Here is a 21,023-nt window from a genome sequence, read left to right as displayed (position 1 = left end):
CGCCGGGGTACCGGAGCGGGGGCCTCGGCCCGCCCGGCCGCTCGGCCCCGTTCGCCCGGCCGCTCGGCCTCAGTCCGTCCCGCCCGACCAGACGGCAGCCGCCTCGGCGGCGTGCTCCGCCGCCTGCGCGAGCCCCGCGCGGGCGGCCGGGTCCCGCCGGGCCGGGTCCAGGACGTTGCGCCCGAAGGCCTTGCGGGCCGTGGCCGACGGAGTGATGAGCAGGACCCTCGCCCCCGCCTCGCGCAACCGGGCGGCCTGCACCGCCGGTGCGGGGACGAGCCCGGAGCCGAGCGAGATCGGTGCGATGATCACCACGCGGGCGTGGTCCGCGGCCAGGTCGGCGTTGGTGGCGGAGCGGATGCCTCCGTCGATGAAGCGGCGTTCGCCCACCGTCACCGGGGGCCACACCCCGGGCACCGCGCAGCTCGCCGCCACCGCGTCGACCAGCCCGCTGCCGCTGTCCCGGTCGAAGGCCTCCAGCTCACCGGTGAGCGCGTCCACGGCGGTGACGACGAGCCGCCGCTCGGGCCATTCGTGCGAGACCAGCCGGGCCGCCAGCACCTTGCGGCGCTCGGCCTCGGGGCCGGTGTCCGCGGCCAGGGCCATCGCCCCCACCCGCCGGCGGTAGGCGGCCGCGTCGTTGCGTGAACGCACCATCGCCAGCGCGTACCGGGCGAGGACGCCCGCTCCCAGTTTCGCGACGGCCTCCCCCGCGGCGTCGCCGAGCTGGCGCTCGTACAGCTCCTGCACGCCGAGCCGCCCGGAGGTGAGCTGGGCGCCGACCACGGAGCCGGCCGAGGTGCCGACGACAAGGTCCGCGGTGGTGAGGTCCACGCCCGCGCGGGCGAGCCCGTAGAGGATTCCGCATTCCCAGCCGATGCCGGTCAGTCCGCCGCCGCCGAGCACCAGTGCCGTTCCGCCGCCCATCCCGCCCGCCCCCTCCGTCGTGCGCATGCCTGTGGTGACGGCAGTCTGGCGCAGCCTTCCTGCCGCCACCACGGCGGGGTACCGGTCGGGCGGGTCAGCCCAGGACGGCCGTCACCGTCCCGGCGCCGACGGTCCGGCCGCCCTCGCGGATCGCGAAGCCGAGCCCCGCCTCCAGCGGGACGTCCCGTCCGAGCTCGACGGTCATTGTGACCGTCTCACCGGGCCGGGCGACACCCGCGAGGCCGAGGTCCACGTCCCCCACCACGTCGGCGGTGCGGATGTAGAACTGCGGCCGGTAGCCACTGGCGACCGGTGTCGTTCGGCCGCCCTCGCGCCCGGAGAGCACGTACACCTGTGCGCGGAAGCGCCGCTTCGGCGTCACGCTGCCGGGGGCCGCCACCACGTGCCCGCGGCGCACGCCGTCGCGCGGCACCCCGCGCAGCAGCAGCGCGACGTTGTCTCCGGCCTCGGCGGACTCCATCGGCTTGCCGAAGGTCTCCAGGCCGGTGACGACCGTCTCGATCGGCTCCCCGTCGCCGCCGAGGAGGGCGACGCGGTCGCCGAGGCGTACGCCGCCCCGCTCGACGGCACCGGTCACGACCGTCCCGCGCCCGGTGATGGTCAGCACGTTCTCCACGGGCAGCAGGAACGGCGCGTCCGTGTACCGCACGGGTGTCGGCACGTACGTGTCCACGGCGTCCAGCAGCGCCTCGATCGCCCCCGTCCACCGGGGGTCGCCCTCCAGCGCCCCGAGTCCGGAGACCCGCACGACGGGTGCGCCGTCACCGCCGTACCCGTGCGCGGTGAGCAGTTCGCGGACCTCCAGCTCGACCAGGTCGGTCAGCTCGGGGTCCCCGGCGTCGGCCTTGTTGAGCGCGACGACGATGTGGTCGACGCCGACCTGGCGGGCGAGGAGGACGTGCTCGGCGGTCTGCGGCATGACCCCGTCGAGCGCGGAGACGACGAGGATCGCGCCGTCGAGCTGGGCCGCTCCCGTGACCATGTTTTTGATGTAGTCGGCGTGACCGGGCATGTCGACGTGGGCGTAGTGGCGGGTGTCGGTCTCGTACTCGACGTGCGTGAGGTTGATGGTGATGCCCCGGCGGGCCTCCTCGGGGGCCCGGTCGATGCGGTCGAAGGGCACGAAGGACGCGCCCCCGCGCCGGGCGAGGACCTTGGTGATGGCGGCGGTGAGGGTGGTCTTGCCGTGGTCGACGTGACCCATGGTGCCGATGTTGAGGTGCGGCTTGGTCCGCACGAAGGCCGTCTTGGCCATGATTTCTTCCCGTTGCTCGAAGCGTGGACGGGACCCCTGAACCGAGCCGACCCTCCCCCTGCGGGGTCCGCCGGACGATCCGGGAAGGGTCAGCTTCGTGCGCCGCCGAATGCGGTGGGGACGGGTGCGTCCGCGAATGCGGCAGCCTTCGGCGCGTCCGCGACTGCGGACGGCGCTGCGGGGAAGGCATACCGGGACATGTCCCCGATCCTGCCGGACCGCCCCGCGCCCGTCGAATGGTTTACCGGGTGAACCCGCCCGGGCTCAGCAGTTCTTGAGCGCTTCCCGGACGGACAGCGGGGACAGGGCGGCGCGTTCGGCGTCGACGAAGGCGCGCACCGCCTCGGGGTCCGTCTTCGCGTACTCGCGCAGGGCCCAGCCGATGGCCTTGCGGAGGAAGAAGTCCGGGTGGCCGGCCCGGCGGCGGCAGTAGGCGAAGAGCCGGCCGGTGTCGGTGGCGTCCTTGTAGCGGAGCTGGTGCAGGAGGGCGGTGCGGGCGAGCCACAGGTCCTCGCTCCCGATCCACTCGTCCATCACGGGCGCGAGGCCGCGGTCGGCGGCCACCAGCGGGCCGACCGTGTGCGCGGCGAGCAGGTCGACGGTGTCCCACCAGGGGACGGTGGTGATCAGCTGGCGGACGACCGGGAGGAACCCGGCGGAGCAGGTGCCGACGTGGCGGCGCAGGTAGTCCACCGCGAAGTAGTGGTACTCCCGCTCGGGGAGCCGCCAGCAGCGCAGCGCGAGCGCCGCGACGTCCGCCTGCGTGGGGCGGGGCGTGTTCTTCGTCACTGTCTTCGACAGTTCCCGGCGCAGCGGTGCGGGGATGCCGAGGAAGGGGGCGACGTGTCGCATGTACGCGGTCATGGCCGCGGCCCGCGCGGGATCGGCCGCGGGCGCGTACGCCTGTGTCAGCCGCTCCAGCAGGGTGTCCGCGAGGGCGCTGCGGGGAACCCTCGGGGGTCGCCCGTCGTTCGACAGCATGAGGCCCAGATTACGGCGCAATGCCGCAAGGCTGGGCTAGTCTCCCGGGATGTCCCTCCTCCTCGCGCCGTGGACCCGGCTCGCGCTGCTCGTCGTGCTGCTCGCGGCGGCCGGCGTGAGCGTGCTGGTCTACGAGCCCCAGCGGATCCTCTCGGAGGGCTGGCCCCCGGGTCTCCCGGTGGGCGCGGCTGTCCTGCTCTTCGCAGCCGCGTACGGCGTGTGCTCGGCGGCGTTCGTGCCGCGCCCCCTGCTCAACCTGGCCGCGGGAGCCGTCTTCGGCACGCAGTTCGGCCTCGTCGCGGCGGTCGGGGGCACCGTGCTGGGCGCCGGCATCGCCTTCGGGCTCGGCCGGGTCATGGGCCAGGAGGCTTTGCGTCCGTTCCTGCGCGGGCGGTGGCTGGAAGCGGCCGACGGGCAGCTCAGCCGGCACGGGTTCCGCTCGATGCTGGCGGTGCGGCTCTTCCCCGGAGTGCCCTTCGTGGTGGCCAACTACTGTGCTGCGGTGTCCCGCTGCGGCTGGGCTCCGTTCCTGCTCGCGACGGCGCTCGGCGTGGTCCCGAACACCACGGCGTACGTGATCGCGGGGGCCAGCGCGTCCTCCCCGGGATCCCCCGCGTTCCTCATCTCGTTCGGCTTCATCGTGGTCTCCGTGGTGGCCGCGGGAGTCGTCGGCTGGCGCAAAAGGCACCGCCTCGCACCCCCTCGGACCGGCGGTCCGGCGTATGAACTGACCTCCCAGCACCCCCCAGTGGTCAGCGGCGCTTCGCACGGGCCCTAGCATCGGACCCGAACTGCCCGACGATCACAAGGACGAGCGCACCCCGACATGAGCTGGTTCGAATCCCTAATCCTCGGTCTCGTCCAGGGGCTTACGGAGTTCCTCCCGATCTCCTCCAGCGCCCACCTGCGGCTGACCGCGGCATTCGCCGGCTGGCACGACCCAGGAGCGGCCTTCACCGCCATCACCCAGATCGGCACCGAGGCCGCCGTTCTGATCTACTTCCGCAAGGACATCGCGCGGATCGTCTCCACCTGGTTCCGGTCCCTGTACACGAAGGCCCTGCGCTCCGAACAGGACGCCAAGATGGGCTGGCTGGTGATCGTCGGCTCGCTCCCGATCGGCATCCTCGGCCTCGTCTTCAAGGACGCGATCGTCGGCCCGGCCCGCGACCTGCGGCTGACGGCCACGACCCTGATCGTGATGGGCATCGTGCTGGGCGTCGCCGACCGGCTGGCCGCGCGCGACGAGGAGGGCGGCCGGCACCGGGCGATCCGTGAGCGCAAGACGCTCCAGCAGCTCGGCGTCAAGGACGGTCTGATCTTCGGTTTCTGCCAGGCGATGGCGCTGATCCCGGGTGTCTCCCGGTCCGGCGCGACGATCTCCGGCGGCCTGCTGCTGGGCTTCACCCGCGAGGCGGCCGCCCGGTACTCCTTCCTCCTCGCCATCCCGGCCGTGCTGGCCTCGGGCGCCTTCGAGATCAAGGACGTGATCGAGGAGCCCGGCCACATCTCCTGGGGCCCGACGGTCTTCGCGACGGTCATCGCCTTCGTCGTGGGCTACGCCGTGATCGCGTGGTTCATGAAGTTCATCACCACCAAGAGCTTCATGCCCTTCGTGATCTACCGGATCCTGCTCGGCATCCTGCTGTTCGTGCTGATCGGCATGGGCGTGCTGAGCCCGCACGCCGGCGAGTCGGGCTCCTAGCGGGGCCGGATTCCACCTCTTCGCGTGAATCGGAGGCCGCCCGGGAACGTTCCCGGGCGGCCTCCGCGTCGTTGTTCACGAAGAGAGCGGAAGGCAAGCAGCAGGGGGTGTCCCATGGGGCGCGTGGTACTGGAGCGTTTTCCGGCCGGAAGTCCGCGGGGAAGCTGGCCCGCCGAGGAGTATGCGGCGCAGCGGATGCGCGAGGGCGTGCCGGCCGAGGTGGTCATGGATCTCGCCAGCGACGCGTTCCTCGTCGTGGTCCGTCAGCGGGAGGCCCGTTCCGGCCACTGACGGGCCGCGCGGAGATCCGGTCGGCGCACGCCCCTTGGCCTGGCGCCCGTGCAGCCCCACACTGACCCGATGACTCAGCGTGTGGATCTGGCGACGGTGATGGACCGGCTGGCGATCGACGACGTGGTCACGGGCTACGCGGTGGCCGTCGACGACGGCGACTGGGCCGCGTACCGGGCCCTGTTCACCGCCGGCGGGCGGGCCGACTACAGCTCGGCGGGCGGGATCGAGGGTCCGGCGGGGCAGGTGGCGCAGTGGCTCGCGCAGACCATGGAGCTCTTCCCCGTGCGCCAGCACCTGATCGTCAACCGGTCGATCCGGCTGGAGGACGTCGCCGGCTCGCCCGGTGACAGCGCGGAGGTCCGGGCCGACTTCCTCAACCCGATGCGGTTGGCGGCGCCGGAGGCGGACGGCACGGTCACCTCCCCGAACTTCGTGGCCGCCGGCCGCTACACGTTCGCCCTGGCCCGCACCCGGGACGGCTGGCGGCTCACGCGCGTCACCGTGCACGAGAAGTGGCGGCACATGGCCGTGTGAGCGTGCCCTGCGGGCCCCGCCCGCGCGGCCCGCAGGGCGGTCGGTGCCGGCACTGCCACACTGGAAGCGGAGGCGCGCCATGATCCCGAAGCACGACGGGTGGTCCCGCCGCTGGCGCGCGCCCGCCGCGGTCGCCGCCGGGGCGCTGCCGGCCCTCGCGTTCCCCGCGCCGGCGCTGTGGTGGTTCGCCTACGCGGCCCTCGTGCCCTGGATGCTGCTGCTGAGGTCGGCTCCCGGCGGGCGTCGGGCGGCGCTGGAGGGCTGGCTCGGCGGCGTCGGGTTCATCCTGGCGGTGCACCACTGGCTGCTGCCGAGCCTGCACGTGTTCCTGGTCCCGGTGGCCGCTCTGCTGGGGGTGCTGTGGATCCCCTGGGCGCTGCTGGTGCGGCGGCTGCTCGGCGGCCGCCCGTCCGCGGGCCGGGCGGCCTGCGCGATGGTCCTCGTACCGGCGGGGTGGCTGCTGTCGGAGCTGGTCCGCTCCTGGCAGGGGCTGGGCGGGCCGTGGGGGCTGCTGGGGGCCAGTCAGTGGCAGGTCCCGCCGGCGCTGCGGCTGGCGTCGGTGGGCGGGGTGTGGCTGATCAGCCTGCTGCTGGTGGCGGTGAACTGCGCCCTGGTGCTGCTGGTCGCCGTACCCGGGGCACGGGTGCCGGCGGTGGCCGGGCTCACCGGGTGTGCGCTGCTGACGGGCGCGGTGTGGGTGTGGGCGGCCCGGCCCGCGGAGGCGGGCGTGCTGCGCGTGGCCGTCGTACAGCCCGGTCCGGTGCCCGACGGGCCCGACAGCGCGGAGCGGAGGTTCGCTGCCGGTGAGCGGCTGACCCGGCCCCTGTCCGGGCAGCGGGTCGACCTGGTGGTGTGGGGCGAGAGCAGTGTGGGCGAGGACCTGGCGGCCCGCCCGGACCTGGCGCGCCGGCTGGCGGCGCTGTCCGCGGAGGTCGGGGCCCCGCTGTTGGTGAACGTCGACGCGCGGCGGGCGGACCGCCCCGGGATCTACAAGAGCGCGGTACTGGTCGGGCCGGGCGGCCCGACGGGTGACCGCTACGACAAGATGCGGCTGGTCCCCTTCGGGGAGTACGTGCCGGCCCGCGCGCTGCTGGGCTGGGCGACCTCGGTCGGCAGGGCGGCCGGCGAGGACCGGATGCAGGGGGACGCCCCGGTGGTCATGGACCTGCCGGGACGACGCGACGGGGGCACGGCCGTCCGTCTCGGCCCGCTGGTCTGCTTCGAGTCCGCGTTCCCCGACATGAGCCGGCGCCTCACCCGCGACGGGGCCTCCCTGCTGATCGCCCAGTCGGCGACCTCCACCTTCCAGGAGAGCTGGGCACCCGCCCAGCACGCCTCCCTGGCGGCCCTGCGCGCGGCGGAGAACGGCCGCCCGATGGTACACGCGACCCTGACCGGGGTCAGCGTCGTGAACGGCCCGTCGGGCGAGCCCATCGGGTCCCCCCTGCCCACGTCGGCGCGGACCGCCGAGGTGTACGAGGTGCCGCTCGCCCGCGGCTCGACCCTCTACGTCCGCTTCGGGGACTGGCCGGTGACCGCGGCCCTCGCCGCCCTGGCCTTCGCCTGCGGTGCGGTCGGCGCCCGTTCGCTCAGGAGGCCTTCCCCGCCTGTTCCAGAGCCGAGTTCACCACCAGCTCGCACAGCTCGTGGGTGAGCAGGGCGTCGCGCGCGCTGAGCGTCCGGCCCGCCGCGACCGCCTGCAGGAAGTGGTCCACCACCTGCTCGATGCCGCGCTGGCGGGCGACGGGCACCCAGTCCCCGCGCCGGCGCACGGTGGGCTGGCCCTTGTGGTCGATGACCTCGGCCAGGTTGACGACCTGCCGCTTGGTGTCGGCCCCGGAGACCTCCAGGACCTCCTCGTTGGATCCGGACAGGCGGTTCATGATGCCGAGCGCGCTGAAACCGGCACCCGAGAGGTGCAGCACCACCTGGCGCATCAGGCCGTCGCGCATCACCGCCCGGACGTCGGTGTGCTCGACCTCGCCGGGCAGCAGGAAGCGCAGGGTGTCGACGACGTGGATGAAGTCGTCGAGCACCAGGGTGCGCGGGTCCTCGGGGAGGCCGATCCGGTTCTTCTGCATGACGATCAGGTCGCGCGGGTGGTCGGCGCACTGCGCGTAACCGGGCGCGAAGCGGCGGTTGAAGCCGACGGCGAGGGCGACCCCGCGCTCCTCGGCCAGTTCCACCAGGCGTCGCGACGCCGCCAACTCGTAGGCGAGCGGCTTGTCCACGTACGTCGCGACACCGGCCTCCAGCAGGCGGGAGACGATCTCCGGGTGGGCACCGGTCGGCGCGTGCACGAAGGCCGCGTCGAGCCCCTCGGCGAGGAGGGCGTCGAGATCGGTGTGCCGGTGCGCGGCGGGGACCCGGTGGATCGCGCCGACGCGTTCCAGCGTCTCGGGGGTTCGGGTCTGCAGGTGCAGGTCGATGTCCGCGCGGGTGGTGAGGACGGGCAGATACGCCTTCTGCGCGATGTCGCCGAGTCCGATGCAGCCGACCTTCACCGGGGCCTCCAAGTTCGGTCCTGTGGGATCTTGGCAGCTTAATCCCTGGTGACCGGCGGCCCGCTTCGCTCAGGATGGGCCCCATGACCACCAGTTCAGGATCACACCGCCCCGAACCCTCCACCACCGCCGACGAACGCGAGATGCTCGACGGCTGGCTCGACTACCACCGCGCCACCCTCCTGTGGAAGTGCGAGGGCCTGCGGGACGAAGAGCTGCGCAGGACCCCGCTCGCACCTTCCGAGTTGAGCCTCCTGGGGCTCGTGCGGCACATGGCGGAAGTGGAGCGCTACTGGTTCCGGGAGATCATGCTGGGCGAGGACCTGCCCGAGCTGTACGTCACCGCCGAGGACCGGGACGGCGACTTCCACTTCACCGAGGCGGCCACCTGGGCCGAGACCGAGCAGGTGTGGCGGGCGGAGGTCGAACTGGCGCGGCAGGCCTCGGCGGGACGGTCGCTGGACCTGGTGTCGAAGGCCGAGAGCCACCGTCGCGGCGAGGTGTTCAGCCTGCGCTGGGTCTACACGCACATGATCGAGGAGTACGCGCGCCACAACGGCCACGCGGACCTGCTGCGCGAGCAGATAGACGGCGCCACCGGCGAATGAGCCGACGGGCGGCGCGGAGTGGCCAGCGATCCGCCGGTCACCGCGCCGCCCGTCACCCGTGCGGGGTGAATATGGGCTCCGGGTTTTCACAACGGGGTCCTCGCACAGCAGAGTTGCGCGGGTGCATCCCACGCGAACCACGACGAAGCTGCTGCTCGGAGTCGCCTGTGCCGTTTCGGCGGTCTCCGGTTGCGTCCATGTGAGCCCCGGACCCGCTCAGCCCGCGGCGGCCCCCGCCGCCGGGGTCCCGCCCCGGCACGAGCCGCGCGGCGGGCCGGGGGCCGCGCCGGTGGCCGTTCGGGCGCCCGCCCTGGAGGCCCTGGAGGCGGTCGAGGCGGCCCCGGAGCGGCCCGCGCAGCCGGCGGCGGGCGCCTCGGCCGTGCGGACCGCTCAGCGGCCCGCCCAGGGCGCCCCCGGCGGGCCCGTGGCGGACGCTCCGCCGGTCCCCGACATCCCGGAGCCCCGCCGGGCGGCCGAGCCCGCCCGGGGGCGCCCTGACGGCCCCCGGCACCGGGCCGGGACGGAGGCCGACGCGGAGCGGGAGCTGGTGCGGAAGCTGCCGGTGCGGCCGGCCGACGTCTGCGCGCTGGGCAGGCGCCACGGCCGCTGGCACCCCGACAGCCCGGAGGCCCGGATCTGCGCGGGCGTCCACGGCGGCTGAGGACCGGGCGGGGGTGCCGCGGCCCCCGGGCCGATCAGGCACCGGGCCCCGCGGGCCCGCCGGACCGGCGGAGCGGCCCTCAGGACTGTTCGGGGAAGGGCCGGGGGCGGTCGGCGCCCGGTTCTGCGGCGAGGCGGCGCTCCAGGCGGGCGATGGCCGCCCGTACGCCGTTGCCGTAGCCGTCGTCGGACAGGGCCCCGGCGGCCGCGCGGGCTCGCGCCAGGTGGACCCGGGCGGCCTCCGGCCGCTGGAGCTTCAGGTAGTCGGCGGCCAGGCTCAGGTGCAGGGACGGGTAGAACACGCGCATCGCGGGACGTGGTTCCCGCTGTGCCGGGCGCCCGTCCCCGCGGCCGCTGCCGGGCCGCTCGCGCAGGGCGTCGGCGGCGGTCAGGGCCCGCAGGTCCCAGGCCAGCTCGTCTGCGGGATCGTCCTGGGCGTCGGCCATGTAGTGGGCGAGGGTGCACCGGTGCAGGGAGTCCCCCTCCTCGCCGATCTCCTGCCAGATCTCGCCGAGCCGGTTGCGGGCCTCCTCCCGGTCCCCTGCGTGCAGCAGGATGACCGCCTGGCCGATCCTCGTCATGACGGCGTCCTCCGACGCCTCCTGCTGCTCGGTCACGGCGGCCTCCGGCTTGCTCTGCCGGACCTGCTCCGGTCCGGTCGTCAAGAAGCTAGCCGGAGGCACCGGCTATGGCGCCGAGGCGCGGTGGGACGTCAGCCGAGGTCCGGGATCCGCCAGTCGATCGGCTCATGGCCCTGGGCGGCGACGGCCTCGTTGATCTGCGTGAAGGGCCGGGAGCCGAAGAACTTCTTGGCGGACAGCGGGGAGGGATGCGCACCCTTGACGATCACGTGCCGCTCCTCGTCGATGAGCGGGATCTTCTTCTGGGCGTAGGCGCCCCACAGGACGAAGACGGCCGGGTCGGGCCGCTCGGACACCGCGCGGATCACGGCGTCGGTGAACTTCTCCCAGCCCTTGCCCTTGTGCGAGTTCGGCTCGGCCTCCCGGACGGTGAGCACCGCGTTGAGCAGCAGGACGCCCTGCTGGGCCCACGGCATCAGGTACCCGTTGTCCGGGACGGGGAGGCCGAGCTCCTCCTTCATCTCCTTGTAGATGTTGCGCAGCGAAGGCGGGGTCTTCACGCCGGGCCGCACGGAGAAGCACAGGCCGTGGCCCTGGCCGGCGCCGTGGTAGGGGTCCTGTCCGAGGACGAGCACCTTGACCTGCTCGAAGGGCGTCGCGTCCAGGGCCGCGAACACCTGCTCGCGGGGCGGGTAGACCGGCCCGTTCGCCCGCTCCTTCTCGACGAACTCGGTGAGCTCTTTGAAGTAGGGCTGGTCCAGCTCCCCGCCGAGGACGGGGAGCCAGGACTCGGGCAGCATCTGGGTCACGGCGACAACCTCCGGTACATGTTCGTGCAACTGCTCCAGAACCTACCGGGGGCCACTGACAACGCGGCGGCCGCCCGGGGAATCTCCCGGGCGGGACCGCGGCTACCAGCTCGTCTTGCGGTACAGCTCCCACATCTGCATGGCGGTCTGCGGGTCGAGGGCCCGCTCGGCGCCGGCGATGTCCTCGCGTGCGGCGACGTACAGCTTGCCCTGCCACAGGGGCAGCAGCCGGACGTCCTCGGCGAAGATCTGCTGGGCCTTCTCGAACTGCTGGACCCCGGAGGAGCGGTCGCTGTCGCGGCGGGACTTGGGCAGCAGGTCGGTCAGGATCTCGTTCTGCTCGTAGGGGGTGCCGACCGCGTTCTCCTTGCCGACGAACGGCGCGATGAAGTTGTCCGGGTCCGGGAAGTCGGGGAACCAGCCTCGGCCGAAGACCGGGTACTCCTGGCCCTTGTAGCCCTCCTGGAAGGCCTTCCAGGGCTGGCTGCGCAGGGTGATGCGGAAGAGGTCGCTCTCGTCGAGCTGCCGCTTGATCTCGGTGAACTCCTCGGCGGTGGAGGAGCCGTACCGGTCGGTGGTGTACCAGAAGGTCAGGTCGACCGGCTGGTTGATCCCGGCCTCCTTGAGGATCTTCTTGGCCTTGCCGACGTCCGCGGCGCCGTACTTGTCGTAGAACGGCGTCTTGTGGCCGACGACGCCCTTGGGGACCATCGAGTACAGCGGCTCGGCGGTGCCCTGGTAGACCTTGGAGACGAGGGTGCCGCGGTCGATGATCTGGGCGATGGCCTGGCGGACGGCGAGCTTGTTGACCGCCGGGTCCTTCGGGTTGAAGACCAGGTAGCGGATCTCGGCGCCGACGTTCTCGACGACCTGGACGCCCAGCGTGTGCGCGGCGGGGCTCTGGAGGTCGGTGATCTGCGGGGCCGACAGGCCTCGGTAGGTGGCGTCCAGCTCCTTGGCCTTCAGGTCCGCGACCATCTTCTGGGAGTCCGCGTAGTAGCGGATGGTCACGGCCTTGTTCTGGCGCTTCGCGAAGCCGGCGTAGCTCTTGTTCTCGGTGAGGACGGCCTCGCCGCCCTCCTTGTACGAGTCCAGCACGTAGGGGCCCGAGCCGGTGATCCTGCCGTCCTCCCGCACCTTGTCGGCCGGGTAGTCCTTGGGGGCGACCAGCGAGGCCGCGGGCGAGCCGAGGACGTAGGGGAAGGTGGCGTCCGAGGTCTTCAGGTGGAAGACGACGGTCAGCGCGTCGGGCGTCTCGATCTTGTCGAGGCTGCCGAAGAGGTCCTTCGGGCCGACCTTGGATCCGATCGTCCGGATCCGGTCGAGGGAGTGCTTGACGGCCTTGGCGTCGAGGGCCTCGCCGTTGGAGAACTTCAGGCCCTTGCGCAGGGTGCACCGGTAGGCCTGGCTCGCGCCGTCCGTGAACTCGCAGTTCTGGGCGGCGTCCGGCTGGGGCTTGGTGGAGCCCGTGGGGAACGCCAGCAGGGTCTGGTAGACGTTCCGGTACAGCTCCCAGGAGCCGTCCCACGCCGCGGCGGGGTCGAGGGTGCTCGGCGCGCTCGTGGTCCCGACGACGATCCGCTTCGCTTCGTCGCCGTCGTCATCCGACAGCAGGCCGCAACCGGCGAGCAGGGATATGGACGCAAGGGCTGCAGTGATCTGCAGGCATCTGGTCCGGTTGAACACGTGCACGCTCCTCGATCAGCCAGGGGTGCGGCAGACCCTACCGCAGTGCCCCACGAATCCAATGGGTTGGTTTCGTGAGGCACTTGACCGGTTCCGTGCCTATTCGATACACATTTACCTCCCTTTCGGAGGCAAATACGTCCGATTATCGGTCAGTGCACCCCGGCATTGAGGAACATCCCACCGTCGACCACCAGAGTTTGCCCCGTGATCCATTCCGCTTGTGCAGATGTAAGAAACGCCGCGGCCCCGCCGATGTCCTCCGGGAGCCCGAGCCGGCCGAGCGGGTAGGCCGCCGCCGCCTCCTGCTCGCGGCCCTCGTAGAGCGCCTGGGCGAACTTCGTCTTGACCACCGCGGGGGCGATCGCGTTCACCCGGACCCCCGGCGCCATCTCGTGGGCCAGCTGGAGGGTGAGGTTGACCATGGCGGCCTTGCTCATCCCGTAGGCGCCGATGAAGGGCGAGGCGGAGACGCCGGCGATCGAGGCGATGTTCACGATCGCGCCGCCGTTGTCCTTCTGCCAGGCGTGCCAGGTCCGCTGGGCGAAGCCGAGCGCCGAGATCACGTTGGTCTCGAAGACCTTCCGCGCGACCCCGAGGTCGAGGTCCGCGATCGGACCGAAGACCGGGTTGGTGCCCGCGTTGTTCACCAGGAAGTCGACCCGGCCGAAGGCCTCCATCGTGCGCTCGACGGCATGGGCCTGGTGGGCCTCGTCGTGGGCCTTCCCGGCCACCCCGATCACCCGGTCCGCCCCGAGGCGCTCCACGGCCTCCTTGAGGGCCTCCTCGTTGCGCCCGGTGATGCACAGCCGGTCGCCCCGGGCGACCAGCGCCTCGGCGATGCCGTAGCCGATACCCCGGCTCGCGCCGGTGATCAGCGCGACCTTGCCGCTGTCGGTTCCGCTGTCTGTCATGGCGTACGCCCTGCCTCTCGTCGGTCGCGTCAGTTGAGGGGGCCGCCGGCCACGTACATGACCTGGCCGGAGACGAAGCCGGCGGCGTCGCCGGTGAAGAAGGCGATGGCGTTGGCGATGTCGTCCGGGCGGCCGACGCGCTGGACGGGGATCTGGGTGGCCGCGGCCGCCTGGAAGTCCTCGAAGCCCATGCCGACGCGGGCGGCCGTCTGGGCGGTCATCTCGGTGACGATGAAGCCGGGGGCGACGGCGTTGGCGGTGACGCCGAACTTGCCGAGCTCGATGGCCAGGGTCTTGGTGAAGCCCTGCAGACCGGCCTTGGCCGCCGAGTAGTTGACCTGGCCTCGGTTGCCGAGCGCCGAGCTGCTGGAGAGGTTCACGATGCGGCCGAACTTGGCCTCCACCATGTACTTCTGACACGCCTTCGACATCAGGAACGCACCGCGCAGGTGCACGTTCATGACCGTGTCCCAGTCGGTCTCGCTCATCTTGAAGAGCAGGTTGTCGCGCAGCACACCCGCGTTGTTGACCAGGATGGTGGGGGCGCCGAGTTCGGCGGCGACGCGCTCGACGGCCGCCTCCACCTGGGCGCCGTCCGCGACGTCGCAGCCGACCGCCAGGGCCCGGCCGCCGGCGGCCGTGATGGCCTCCACGGTGTCCTTGCAGGCCGCTTCGTCGAGGTCGAGTACGGCGACGGCCCGGCCCTCGGCGGCCAGGCGCACGGCGGTGGCCGCGCCGATGCCCCGGGCCGCCCCGGTCACGATCGCGACGCGCTGCTCGGTGGTGGACATGCTGGTTCTCCTCGCCCTTGAGAGACGGCCGCCCAGAGGTGAGCAACCGCTTAGTAGCTTCAGCTGAGGAGACGCTAGGAGTCATGGCACCCCGTGTCAACGGCCGCCGGTCCGACACCGGCCGCGGACTCCCGCTAGCGGACGAGGAGGTCCAACAGCCGCTCCACCTCCGCCGCGGGGTCGGCCGTCAGGCCGGTGTGCACCGGCCCCGGCTGCACCACCGTGCTGCGCGGGGCGATCAGCCAGCGGAACCGGCGTCCCGCGTCGTCACCCGCCGCCTGGCCCGCCGCCTCGCCGCCGCCGCACACGCCCTCGACCCCGCGCAGCGCGGCCCGTACGCCGGCCACGTCGGCCGCCGGGTCCAGTGCGAGGAGCTTCGCCTCGTCGAGGTGGGTGCGCGCGGCGACGTAGGAATGCGCCCGGCAGTAGACGATCACGCCGGCGTTGAAACACTCTCCGCGTTCCATCCGGGGCACCACGCGCACCAGCGCGTACTCGAACACGTCCCGCTTGGTCACTCGTCGCCGCTCTTCTTCTTGTGGGTCTTGTGGGGCCATTCCGGCAGGTGGTCGGTGAGCCAGCCGGGGGGCCCGGCCGGCGCCCTCACCTCGGCCTCCAGCGAGATCCTCTCGTGGATCGTGGCCGCGCGCGGCAGCAACGCCTCCACGTAGGCACGGCGCAGCGCGTCCGTGGAGTCGAATCCGGGCTCGTCGACCAGCCACTCGTCCGGCACCTCGGCGGTGACCTCGGTGAGGAGTTCCTCGGTGACCAGCGGCGCGAGCGCGGCGGCCGCGGCCGCGATGTCCGGGCCCACGGGGGCCAGTACGTGGTCGGAGGCGTTGTAGGGCTTCGCGGCGGCGGCCGGGGCCGTGGGCCAGTTGTGGTGCCAGATCATGGTGGCGCCGTGGTCGATGAGCCACAGGTCCCCGTGCCAGACCAGCATGTTCGGGTTGCGCCACGACCGGTCGACGTTGTTGATCAGGGCGTCGAACCAGATCACGCGCCCCGCCTCGGCCGGATCCACCCGGTAGGCGAGCGGGTCGAAGCCGATGGAGCCCGGCAGGTAGTCCATGCCGAGGTTGAGTCCGCCGCTGGCCTTGAGCAGCTCCTGGACCTCCTGGTCGGGCTCGGCGAGCCCGATCACGGGGTCGAGCTGCATCTGCACCAGCGTGGGGACCCGCAGGCCCAGCCGCTGGGCCAGGCGCCCGCAGATGACCTCGGCGACCAGGGTCTTGCGGCCCTGGCCGGCTCCGGTGAACTTCATGACGTACGTGCCGAGATCGTCGGCCTCGACGATCCCGGGGAGCGAGCCGCCCTCACGCAGGGGGGTCACATAGCGGGTCGCGATCACTTCTGTGAGCATTTTCCCAGGCTATCGGGCGGGCAGGGTGCGCGATCAAAGGATTTCCCGCCGTGGGCGGCATCCGGCGGCTCGGGCCGGGTCCGGCGCTCACGCGGGTGGGGCGCCCGGGGCCGTCCCGGAGGGCTGGACCTTCGGGATGCGCTGGGTGAAGAACAGTGCGATGAGCGCGGCGAAGGCCAGCACGGAGAGCGCCGCGCGCAGGCCGTCGACCCTGGCCTCCTCGTTCGCCGCGAGCGCGGCGTCGGCCACCTCGGGGCTGACGCCCGCTTCGTCGAGCGCGGTCTGAAGCTGGGCGTCCGACAGGAAGGGCGCGCCGCTCGCGAGCTGGACGGTCGCCTGGCTCTTGACGGAGCTCGGGACGGCCGGGTTCTCGGTGACGCTGGTCAGGAAGGAGGACGTGAGCGTCGCGATCATGATGGATCCGGCGAGGGCGGTGCCGATGGACGAGCCGAGGTTGGTGACGGCGTTCTGGACGCCTCCGACCTCCGCGGACTGCGCCTGCGGCACCGCGGACACGGTGACCGCGCCCAGCTGGGAGGCGAGCGCACCCATGCCGAACCCGATCAGCAGCAGCGGGACGGCGACCACCTCCGCTCCCGCGTCCACGTCGAGCGCGCCCAGGAGGACCACCGCTCCGGCGAGCAGGGCGAAGGTCCCGAGCCGCACCACGCGGCGCGGTGAGACGTCCGGGAGGAAGCGCGGGATCAGGGTCGCGGCCGCCAGCAGCGTGATCGACAGCGGCAGGAGCCTGGCACCGGTCGCCAGCGCCGACAGGCCCAGCGCGACCGACAGGTAGAGCGGGACGACGAAGAAGACGCCCATCATCACGAGGTACTGGAAGAAGAACATGGTCAGCCCGCCGGAGAGCTGCTTGTTCTGCAGCATGGCCGGGTCGACGAGCGGCTCCTGCCGGCGCGCCACCAGCCGGCCCTCCCAGCGGAGGAAGAGCCAGACCAGGAACAGCCCCAGCAGCATCAGCCACACGGTCGGCGACACCCCGAACCACGCGGGCCCGCCCTCCTTCGGCCTGAACCAGCCCCACTCGTCCGAACGGAGCACTCCGTAGACGAACGTCCCGAGCCCCAGCGCCGACAGGGCGACGCCAGTGAGGTCGATGCGCGGGCGTTCCTCGCCCACGGCGTCCGCGATGGGGCGGGCGAGCACGAGGATCCCGGCCACCATCAGCACCTCGCCGGCGAAGACCCACCGCCAGGAGAAGTAGGTCGTGGCGATCCCGCCGATGAGGGGTCCGAGCGCGATGGCGATGGCTCCGGCCGCCGCGACGAGGCCGTAGGCGGCGGGACGGCGTTCGGCGGGGAAGTTCCCGGCGACGAGGGCCACGATCGCGGGCAGGATGAGCGCCGCCCCGACCCCTTCGAGGAATGACCAGCCGAGCAGCAGCACGGTGAGGTTGGGTGCGATGGAGGTGACGAGGGAGCCGCAGCCGTAGATGACGCAGCCGATCAGGAAGGCGCGTTTGCGTCCGATCAGCACCCCGACCTTGCCGCCGGGGATCATGAGCATGGCCATCACGAGGGTGTAGGCCGTGATGGCGCCCTGGATGCCGGTCACGGTCGTGCCGAGGTCGCCGGCGACGGTGGCGATGGAGACGTTCATGACGGAGCTGTCGAGCGCCATCAGGAACTGGCCCGCCGCCAGTGTCGTCAGGACGAGTCGCGCCTTCGACGGGTTCCCGGTCGCCGTCCCTGCCCTGGATGCCATGGCTGCATGCTTCCAGCCGTCCCCGGGAGCGCCCGGACGACCCGCCCGGGAGTCAGCCGGACGGACAATCAGCCGGCCCGGCGGTCGACGGCCGGACCGTCAACCGGCCGGGTGGTCAACCGGCCGGGTGGCCAACCGGTCCGGCGGTCAATGGGCCGGGCAGTCGGCCACGGGATCGTCGTGGACGAGGGCGCAGACCATCTGGGCGCCGCGCCGGTCCTCGGGGTAGGCGGCGAGCAGCTCCGCCTCGAAGGCCTTCCACTGCCGGGCGATCTCGGCGGTGGCCCCCGCGGTGGCGCGGCGGAAGTTGTCGCCCGTCTGTGCGCGGGCGGACGCGGGGGTGTCCTTGTTCAGGGCGCGGTTGTGGGCGACGCGGCCTTCGCAGTCGGCGGGCTTGACTCCGGTGGAGTCGAAGTCCGGGTAGCAGCCGGTCGCGAGGTCCTCGGGGACGAGGGCCCGGACCTCCCGGTTCCAGTCGGCGTCCTCCATCCCGCTGTAGCGGCGGATGTCGAAGAACGGGGCGACGCCGGTGCGGGCCAGCCCCGGCGGGTTGGCGACACCGATCGCACCGGGGGCGGCCTCGTCGGCCCAGTTGGAGTGCGAGTAGAAGTCCTCGAGCTGGTGCCATCCGCGCCCGAGCTGTTCGAGGACGTCGCATTTGGCCGGTCCCGGCCGCTCGTCCCAGGTGCAGGGCGCGGACAGGTCGGTCTGGTCCGCGCGCACCCTGCCGTCGGCGTCGACGAGGCCGTCGGCCGCCCGTACGGCGTTGCGGAAGCGTGCGACGGAGGTACCGACGCATGCGATGAGCTCGGTGGTGGCCTCGTCCCGGGTGCGGGGGTAGCGGGGGTCGTGGCGGGGCGCGAGGTAGTCGGCGTTGTCGCAGTGCAGGGGGCCGACGTCGAAGTACGGGCGCTTGTCGTTGGCGTTGATCGCCCCGTCGCGGGCGTCGGCCATCTCCGCGAGCGTGGCGGGCTGCCAGGGCAGGGCGCCCCGGGTGATGGCCTCGTGGTGGTCGCCGGTGAACGCGTGGGCCGGGCCGCCCGGCAGGGCGACGAGGGCGGTGAGAGCGGCCGCGAGGAGGACCGGGGCGGCGCGGGCCGGCGGGGCGGGGCGCGGTCTCTTCACGGCAGGCTCCCGGTGAGGTTCCGGCGAGGGTGCTTCCATGCTGCGCACCGCCGAGCGTCCCCGCATCCGCAGCCCGTACGCGCGCTCCCCGGCGGCACTGCGTACGGCGTCCGTCCCGCACGGTGACGGCCGGCCGCCCTCGCGCGCCCGGCGGGCGGCAGACCTAGAGTTGAGGGCGAGGTGGCGTGCCGGGACTCGGGGCGGCCGCTCCCTTGGCCCAGTCCCCGCGCCAGGGCGCGACAACCCCAGGAGGGCATGCGACATGTCCACTGCATCTGAAACCCCGGTTCTGGACACCCTCGCCGCCATGACCGTCGATTCGCTCGAGCGGTGCGGCATGGACCCGTCCATGCTGCTCATGACCCGGATCGCGGCGCTCGCCGCCTCGGACGCTCCCCCGATCTCCTACCTCGCCCACATCGACCCCGCGCTCAAGGCCGGCCTGACGGCGGAGCAGTTGCAGGACGTACTGGTCGCCATCGCGCCCATCGTCGGCACCGCCCGTGTCATGACGGCGGCGGGCAACATCACCCGGGCGCTCGGCGTGGCGATCGCCGTCGCCGAGGCGGAGGCCCAGGCGGAGATGGACGCCATGGGCTGACGCGGAACGACAGCCGGACCGGTCGGGCCGGCCGGCCCGACCGGCTCGGGCCGGGTCGGGTCGGGTCGGGTCGGCCGTCCGACCGCTCGGGGTCGGGTCGGCCCGATCGGCCGGGCCGTGCGTCGGGACCGCCGTGCGTGGGGCGGGGCGGTCACTTTGGCAGGCAGTGAGTCAGGAGGGCTCCATGTCCCGGAGTGCGATCACCGCGATGCGCGCGGTGCCCGGTGCCACGCCCGAGGAGCGCGTGGAGATGGGCAGGGAGGCCCGGCGCCGTTGCCCCCGGTCGGGGCACGCCGTGTACCAGCCGTCTACCGACCGGCCGGACCCCTTGGCCATCCTGGAGGCGCAGTCCGCGACGCGGGTGTCCGAGCTGGTCCCGATCCGCTACGCACGGATGACGGAGTCCCCGTTCCGCTTCTACCGGGGCGCCGCCGCGATCATGGCCTCCGACCTGGCGGGCAGCCCGGACTCGGGCATCGCGGTACAGCTCTGCGGTGACGCGCACCTGCTGAACTTCCGCCTGCTGGCCTCGCCGGAGCGGCGGCTCATGTTCGACATCAACGACTTCGACGAGACGCTGCCCGGCCCCTGGGAGTGGGACGTCAAGCGGCTGTCCGCGAGTCTCGTCATCGCCGCCCGGGCGAACGGCTTCGACGAGGCCCAGCGCGCCCGCATCGTGAACTCCGCGGTGCGCTCGTACCGCGAGGCGATGACGGGCTTCGCCGGGATGGGCAATCTCGACGTCTGGTACGCGAAGATCGACGCGGAGGGCCTGGAGGCCCTCGTCACCGAACGGCTCGACAAGCGCGGCCGCAAGAAGCTGGCCACGGCGATGGCGAAGGCCCGCTCCCGGGACAGCCTGCAGGTGTTCGACAAGCTGACCGAGGTGGTCGACGGCCGGCCCAGGATCGCGGCGGACCCCCCGCTGCTGGTCCCGCTCGCCGACCTGCTGCCGGATTCCGAGCGCGACGAGCTCGTGGACCGGCTGGCTGCGCTGGTCGGCCACTACGGCCGCACGCTGGAGAGCAACCGGCGGGCGCTGCTGGAGGACTACCGCCTGGTGGACGTCGCCCGCAAGGTGGTCGGCGTCGGCAGTGTCGGCACCCGCTGCTGGATCCTGCTCCTGCTCGGCAGGGACGGCCGCGACCCGCTCTTCCTCCAGGCCAAGGAGGCCGACACCTCGGTGCTCGCCGACCACGTGGGCGCCAGCCTGTACGACAACCAGGGCGAACGCGTGGTCTCGGGACAGCGGTTGATGCAGGCGGCGAGCGACATCTTCCTCGGCTGGGAGCGGGTGGACGGCATCGACGGCAGGAAGCGGGACTTCTACATCCGCCAACTGCGCGACTGGAAGGGCATCGCGATGCCGGAGACGATGTCGCCGGCGCAGCTGGAGACGTTCGGCAACGCCTGCGGGATGACCCTGGCCCGCGCGCACGCGCGGTCCGGCGACCGGGTGGCGATCGCCGCCTACCTCGGCCGGGGCGACGTCTTCGACCGGGCACTCGCCGAGTTCGCCGAGGCGTACGCCGACCAGAACGAACGCGATCACCACGCCCTCGTCGACGCGGTGCGGGCGGGCCGCCTGCCCGCGCAGGAGCTCCCGGCGGCGTGAGAGCCGCGGCCGGCTGGGCCCGACGCGCCCTTTCCCGTCCGGACGGCGGCCCTGCCACACGCCGGCCGCGGACGCGGTGACTGGCGCGTAGTGCATGGGCACGCCCGGTCCTGGTTCCGCGTGGACAGCAGCCGGTCGAAAAAGCCGCCGGCGGCCTTGGCGCCGGGCGCGCGGCTGACCGCGGTGGCGCGCAGGACGGTGGGCGCGGTCATCTCGTCCCCCTGCGCGATGCGGAAGATCATGGCCGGGGGTGCGTACAGGCTCTCGGGCCGGGCCCGGGCGATGCGTGGCACCGGCCAGGCGGAGGAGCGCGGCGGCGGAGACGAG

The 21,023-nt window shown here is 72.7% G+C and carries 22 protein-coding genes; 9 read left to right on the top strand and 13 right to left on the bottom strand.

Annotation, left to right across the window (positions count from 1 at the left end):
- Positions 1-69: 69 nt before the first annotated feature.
- The 3 genes from AVW11_RS09025 to AVW11_RS09015 all read right to left on the bottom strand — a co-directional run bounded on the left by AVW11_RS09025 (position 70) and on the right by AVW11_RS09015 (position 3,184).
- Positions 70-954 carry a patatin-like phospholipase family protein gene (locus AVW11_RS09025; RefSeq protein ID WP_060179361.1) on the bottom strand — a complete coding sequence of 295 codons (885 nt, stop codon included), beginning with the start codon at positions 952-954 and terminating at the stop codon, positions 70-72.
- Positions 955-1,021: 67 nt separating this feature from the next.
- The gene (tuf, locus tag AVW11_RS09020; RefSeq protein WP_076043711.1) at positions 1,022-2,203 is read right to left on the bottom strand and encodes an elongation factor Tu; all 1,182 of its coding nucleotides are present in this window, start codon (positions 2,201-2,203) and stop codon (positions 1,022-1,024) included.
- 264 nt (positions 2,204-2,467) lie between these two features.
- A complete protein-coding gene (locus AVW11_RS09015; RefSeq protein ID WP_060179362.1) occupies positions 2,468-3,184 on the bottom strand; it encodes a DNA alkylation repair protein in 717 nt (238 codons plus the stop codon).
- A 49-nt stretch (positions 3,185-3,233) separates the two neighbouring features.
- Between AVW11_RS09015 and AVW11_RS09010 the strand changes: the two genes are divergently transcribed.
- From AVW11_RS09010 to lnt, 5 genes are all read left to right on the top strand, one after another.
- The gene (locus tag AVW11_RS09010; RefSeq protein WP_037832642.1) at positions 3,234-3,962 is read left to right on the top strand and encodes a TVP38/TMEM64 family protein; all 729 of its coding nucleotides are present in this window, start codon (positions 3,234-3,236) and stop codon (positions 3,960-3,962) included.
- 48 nt (positions 3,963-4,010) lie between these two features.
- Complete coding sequence (locus AVW11_RS09005; protein WP_030842022.1) at positions 4,011-4,889, top strand: undecaprenyl-diphosphate phosphatase; 879 nt, start codon at positions 4,011-4,013, stop codon at positions 4,887-4,889.
- 114 nt (positions 4,890-5,003) lie between these two features.
- Positions 5,004-5,180, top strand: a complete 177-nt coding sequence (locus tag AVW11_RS36440) for a hypothetical protein (RefSeq protein WP_106967693.1) — start codon at positions 5,004-5,006, stop codon at positions 5,178-5,180.
- Positions 5,181-5,249: 69 nt separating this feature from the next.
- Positions 5,250-5,717 (top strand): nuclear transport factor 2 family protein, encoded by a 468-nt coding sequence (locus AVW11_RS09000; protein WP_060179363.1) that lies wholly within the window; start codon positions 5,250-5,252, stop codon positions 5,715-5,717.
- A gap of 79 nt (positions 5,718-5,796) precedes the next feature.
- Positions 5,797-7,371 carry an apolipoprotein N-acyltransferase gene (lnt, locus tag AVW11_RS08995; protein WP_060179364.1) on the top strand — a complete coding sequence of 525 codons (1,575 nt, stop codon included), beginning with the start codon at positions 5,797-5,799 and terminating at the stop codon, positions 7,369-7,371.
- Here the strand turns inward: lnt and AVW11_RS08990 are convergent.
- Positions 7,307-8,221 (bottom strand): Gfo/Idh/MocA family protein, encoded by a 915-nt coding sequence (locus tag AVW11_RS08990; protein WP_076043732.1) that lies wholly within the window; start codon positions 8,219-8,221, stop codon positions 7,307-7,309. The genes lnt and AVW11_RS08990 overlap by 65 nt on opposite strands.
- Before the next feature lie 83 nt (positions 8,222-8,304).
- Here AVW11_RS08990 and AVW11_RS08985 point away from each other — a divergent pair, with 83 nt between their 5' ends.
- Together AVW11_RS08985 and AVW11_RS37095 are read left to right on the top strand one after the other, a co-directional pair.
- Complete coding sequence (locus AVW11_RS08985; protein WP_060179365.1) at positions 8,305-8,829, top strand: DinB family protein; 525 nt, start codon at positions 8,305-8,307, stop codon at positions 8,827-8,829.
- Positions 8,830-8,950: 121 nt separating this feature from the next.
- Entirely contained in the window at positions 8,951-9,490 is a 540-nt protein-coding gene (locus tag AVW11_RS37095; protein WP_240528152.1) for a hypothetical protein, read from the top strand.
- Between the two features lie 79 nt (positions 9,491-9,569).
- On the opposite strand, the gene AVW11_RS08975 is transcribed toward AVW11_RS37095, so the two are convergent.
- The 9 genes from AVW11_RS08975 to AVW11_RS08935 all read right to left on the bottom strand — a co-directional run bounded on the left by AVW11_RS08975 (position 9,570) and on the right by AVW11_RS08935 (position 18,480).
- On the bottom strand, positions 9,570-10,106 hold the full coding sequence (locus tag AVW11_RS08975; RefSeq protein WP_060179397.1) for a hypothetical protein: 537 nt from the start codon (positions 10,104-10,106) through the stop codon (positions 9,570-9,572).
- Positions 10,107-10,201: 95 nt separating this feature from the next.
- A complete protein-coding gene (locus AVW11_RS08970; RefSeq protein WP_030842042.1) occupies positions 10,202-10,870 on the bottom strand; it encodes a uracil-DNA glycosylase in 669 nt (222 codons plus the stop codon).
- A 111-nt stretch (positions 10,871-10,981) separates the two neighbouring features.
- Positions 10,982-12,565 carry an ABC transporter substrate-binding protein gene (locus tag AVW11_RS08965; RefSeq protein ID WP_030842045.1) on the bottom strand — a complete coding sequence of 528 codons (1,584 nt, stop codon included), beginning with the start codon at positions 12,563-12,565 and terminating at the stop codon, positions 10,982-10,984.
- A gap of 152 nt (positions 12,566-12,717) precedes the next feature.
- Positions 12,718-13,479, bottom strand: a complete 762-nt coding sequence (locus AVW11_RS08960) for an SDR family oxidoreductase (RefSeq protein WP_030842047.1) — start codon at positions 13,477-13,479, stop codon at positions 12,718-12,720.
- 29 nt (positions 13,480-13,508) lie between these two features.
- Entirely contained in the window at positions 13,509-14,270 is a 762-nt protein-coding gene (fabG, locus tag AVW11_RS08955; protein WP_030842050.1) for a 3-oxoacyl-ACP reductase FabG, read from the bottom strand.
- Between the two features lie 134 nt (positions 14,271-14,404).
- A complete protein-coding gene (locus AVW11_RS08950) occupies positions 14,405-14,788 on the bottom strand; it encodes a DUF3037 domain-containing protein (RefSeq protein WP_030658325.1) in 384 nt (127 codons plus the stop codon).
- On the bottom strand, positions 14,785-15,633 hold the full coding sequence (locus tag AVW11_RS08945) for a HipA family kinase (RefSeq protein WP_199838216.1): 849 nt from the start codon (positions 15,631-15,633) through the stop codon (positions 14,785-14,787). Before AVW11_RS08945 ends, AVW11_RS08950 begins: the two co-directional genes overlap by 4 nt.
- Before the next feature lie 87 nt (positions 15,634-15,720).
- Entirely contained in the window at positions 15,721-17,355 is a 1,635-nt protein-coding gene (locus AVW11_RS08940; protein ID WP_076043709.1) for an MFS transporter, read from the bottom strand.
- 147 nt (positions 17,356-17,502) lie between these two features.
- The gene (locus tag AVW11_RS08935) at positions 17,503-18,480 is read right to left on the bottom strand and encodes a hypothetical protein (RefSeq protein ID WP_076043708.1); all 978 of its coding nucleotides are present in this window, start codon (positions 18,478-18,480) and stop codon (positions 17,503-17,505) included.
- A gap of 262 nt (positions 18,481-18,742) precedes the next feature.
- Between AVW11_RS08935 and AVW11_RS08930 the strand changes: the two genes are divergently transcribed.
- Both AVW11_RS08930 and AVW11_RS08925 read left to right on the top strand, forming a co-directional pair.
- Positions 18,743-19,081 (top strand): carboxymuconolactone decarboxylase family protein, encoded by a 339-nt coding sequence (locus AVW11_RS08930; protein WP_030842368.1) that lies wholly within the window; start codon positions 18,743-18,745, stop codon positions 19,079-19,081.
- 184 nt (positions 19,082-19,265) lie between these two features.
- Positions 19,266-20,696, top strand: coding sequence for a DUF2252 domain-containing protein (locus tag AVW11_RS08925; RefSeq protein WP_076043707.1), 1,431 nt, complete (start codon positions 19,266-19,268; stop codon positions 20,694-20,696).
- The last annotated feature ends 327 nt before the right edge of the window (positions 20,697-21,023 follow it).

It is taken from the genome of Streptomyces amritsarensis, assembly GCF_001953875.1.
Lineage (GTDB): Bacteria > Actinomycetota > Actinomycetes > Streptomycetales > Streptomycetaceae > Streptomyces > Streptomyces amritsarensis.
Note: the sequence above shows the minus strand (reverse complement) of the source record. Positions and strands in the feature narration are given on the sequence as shown.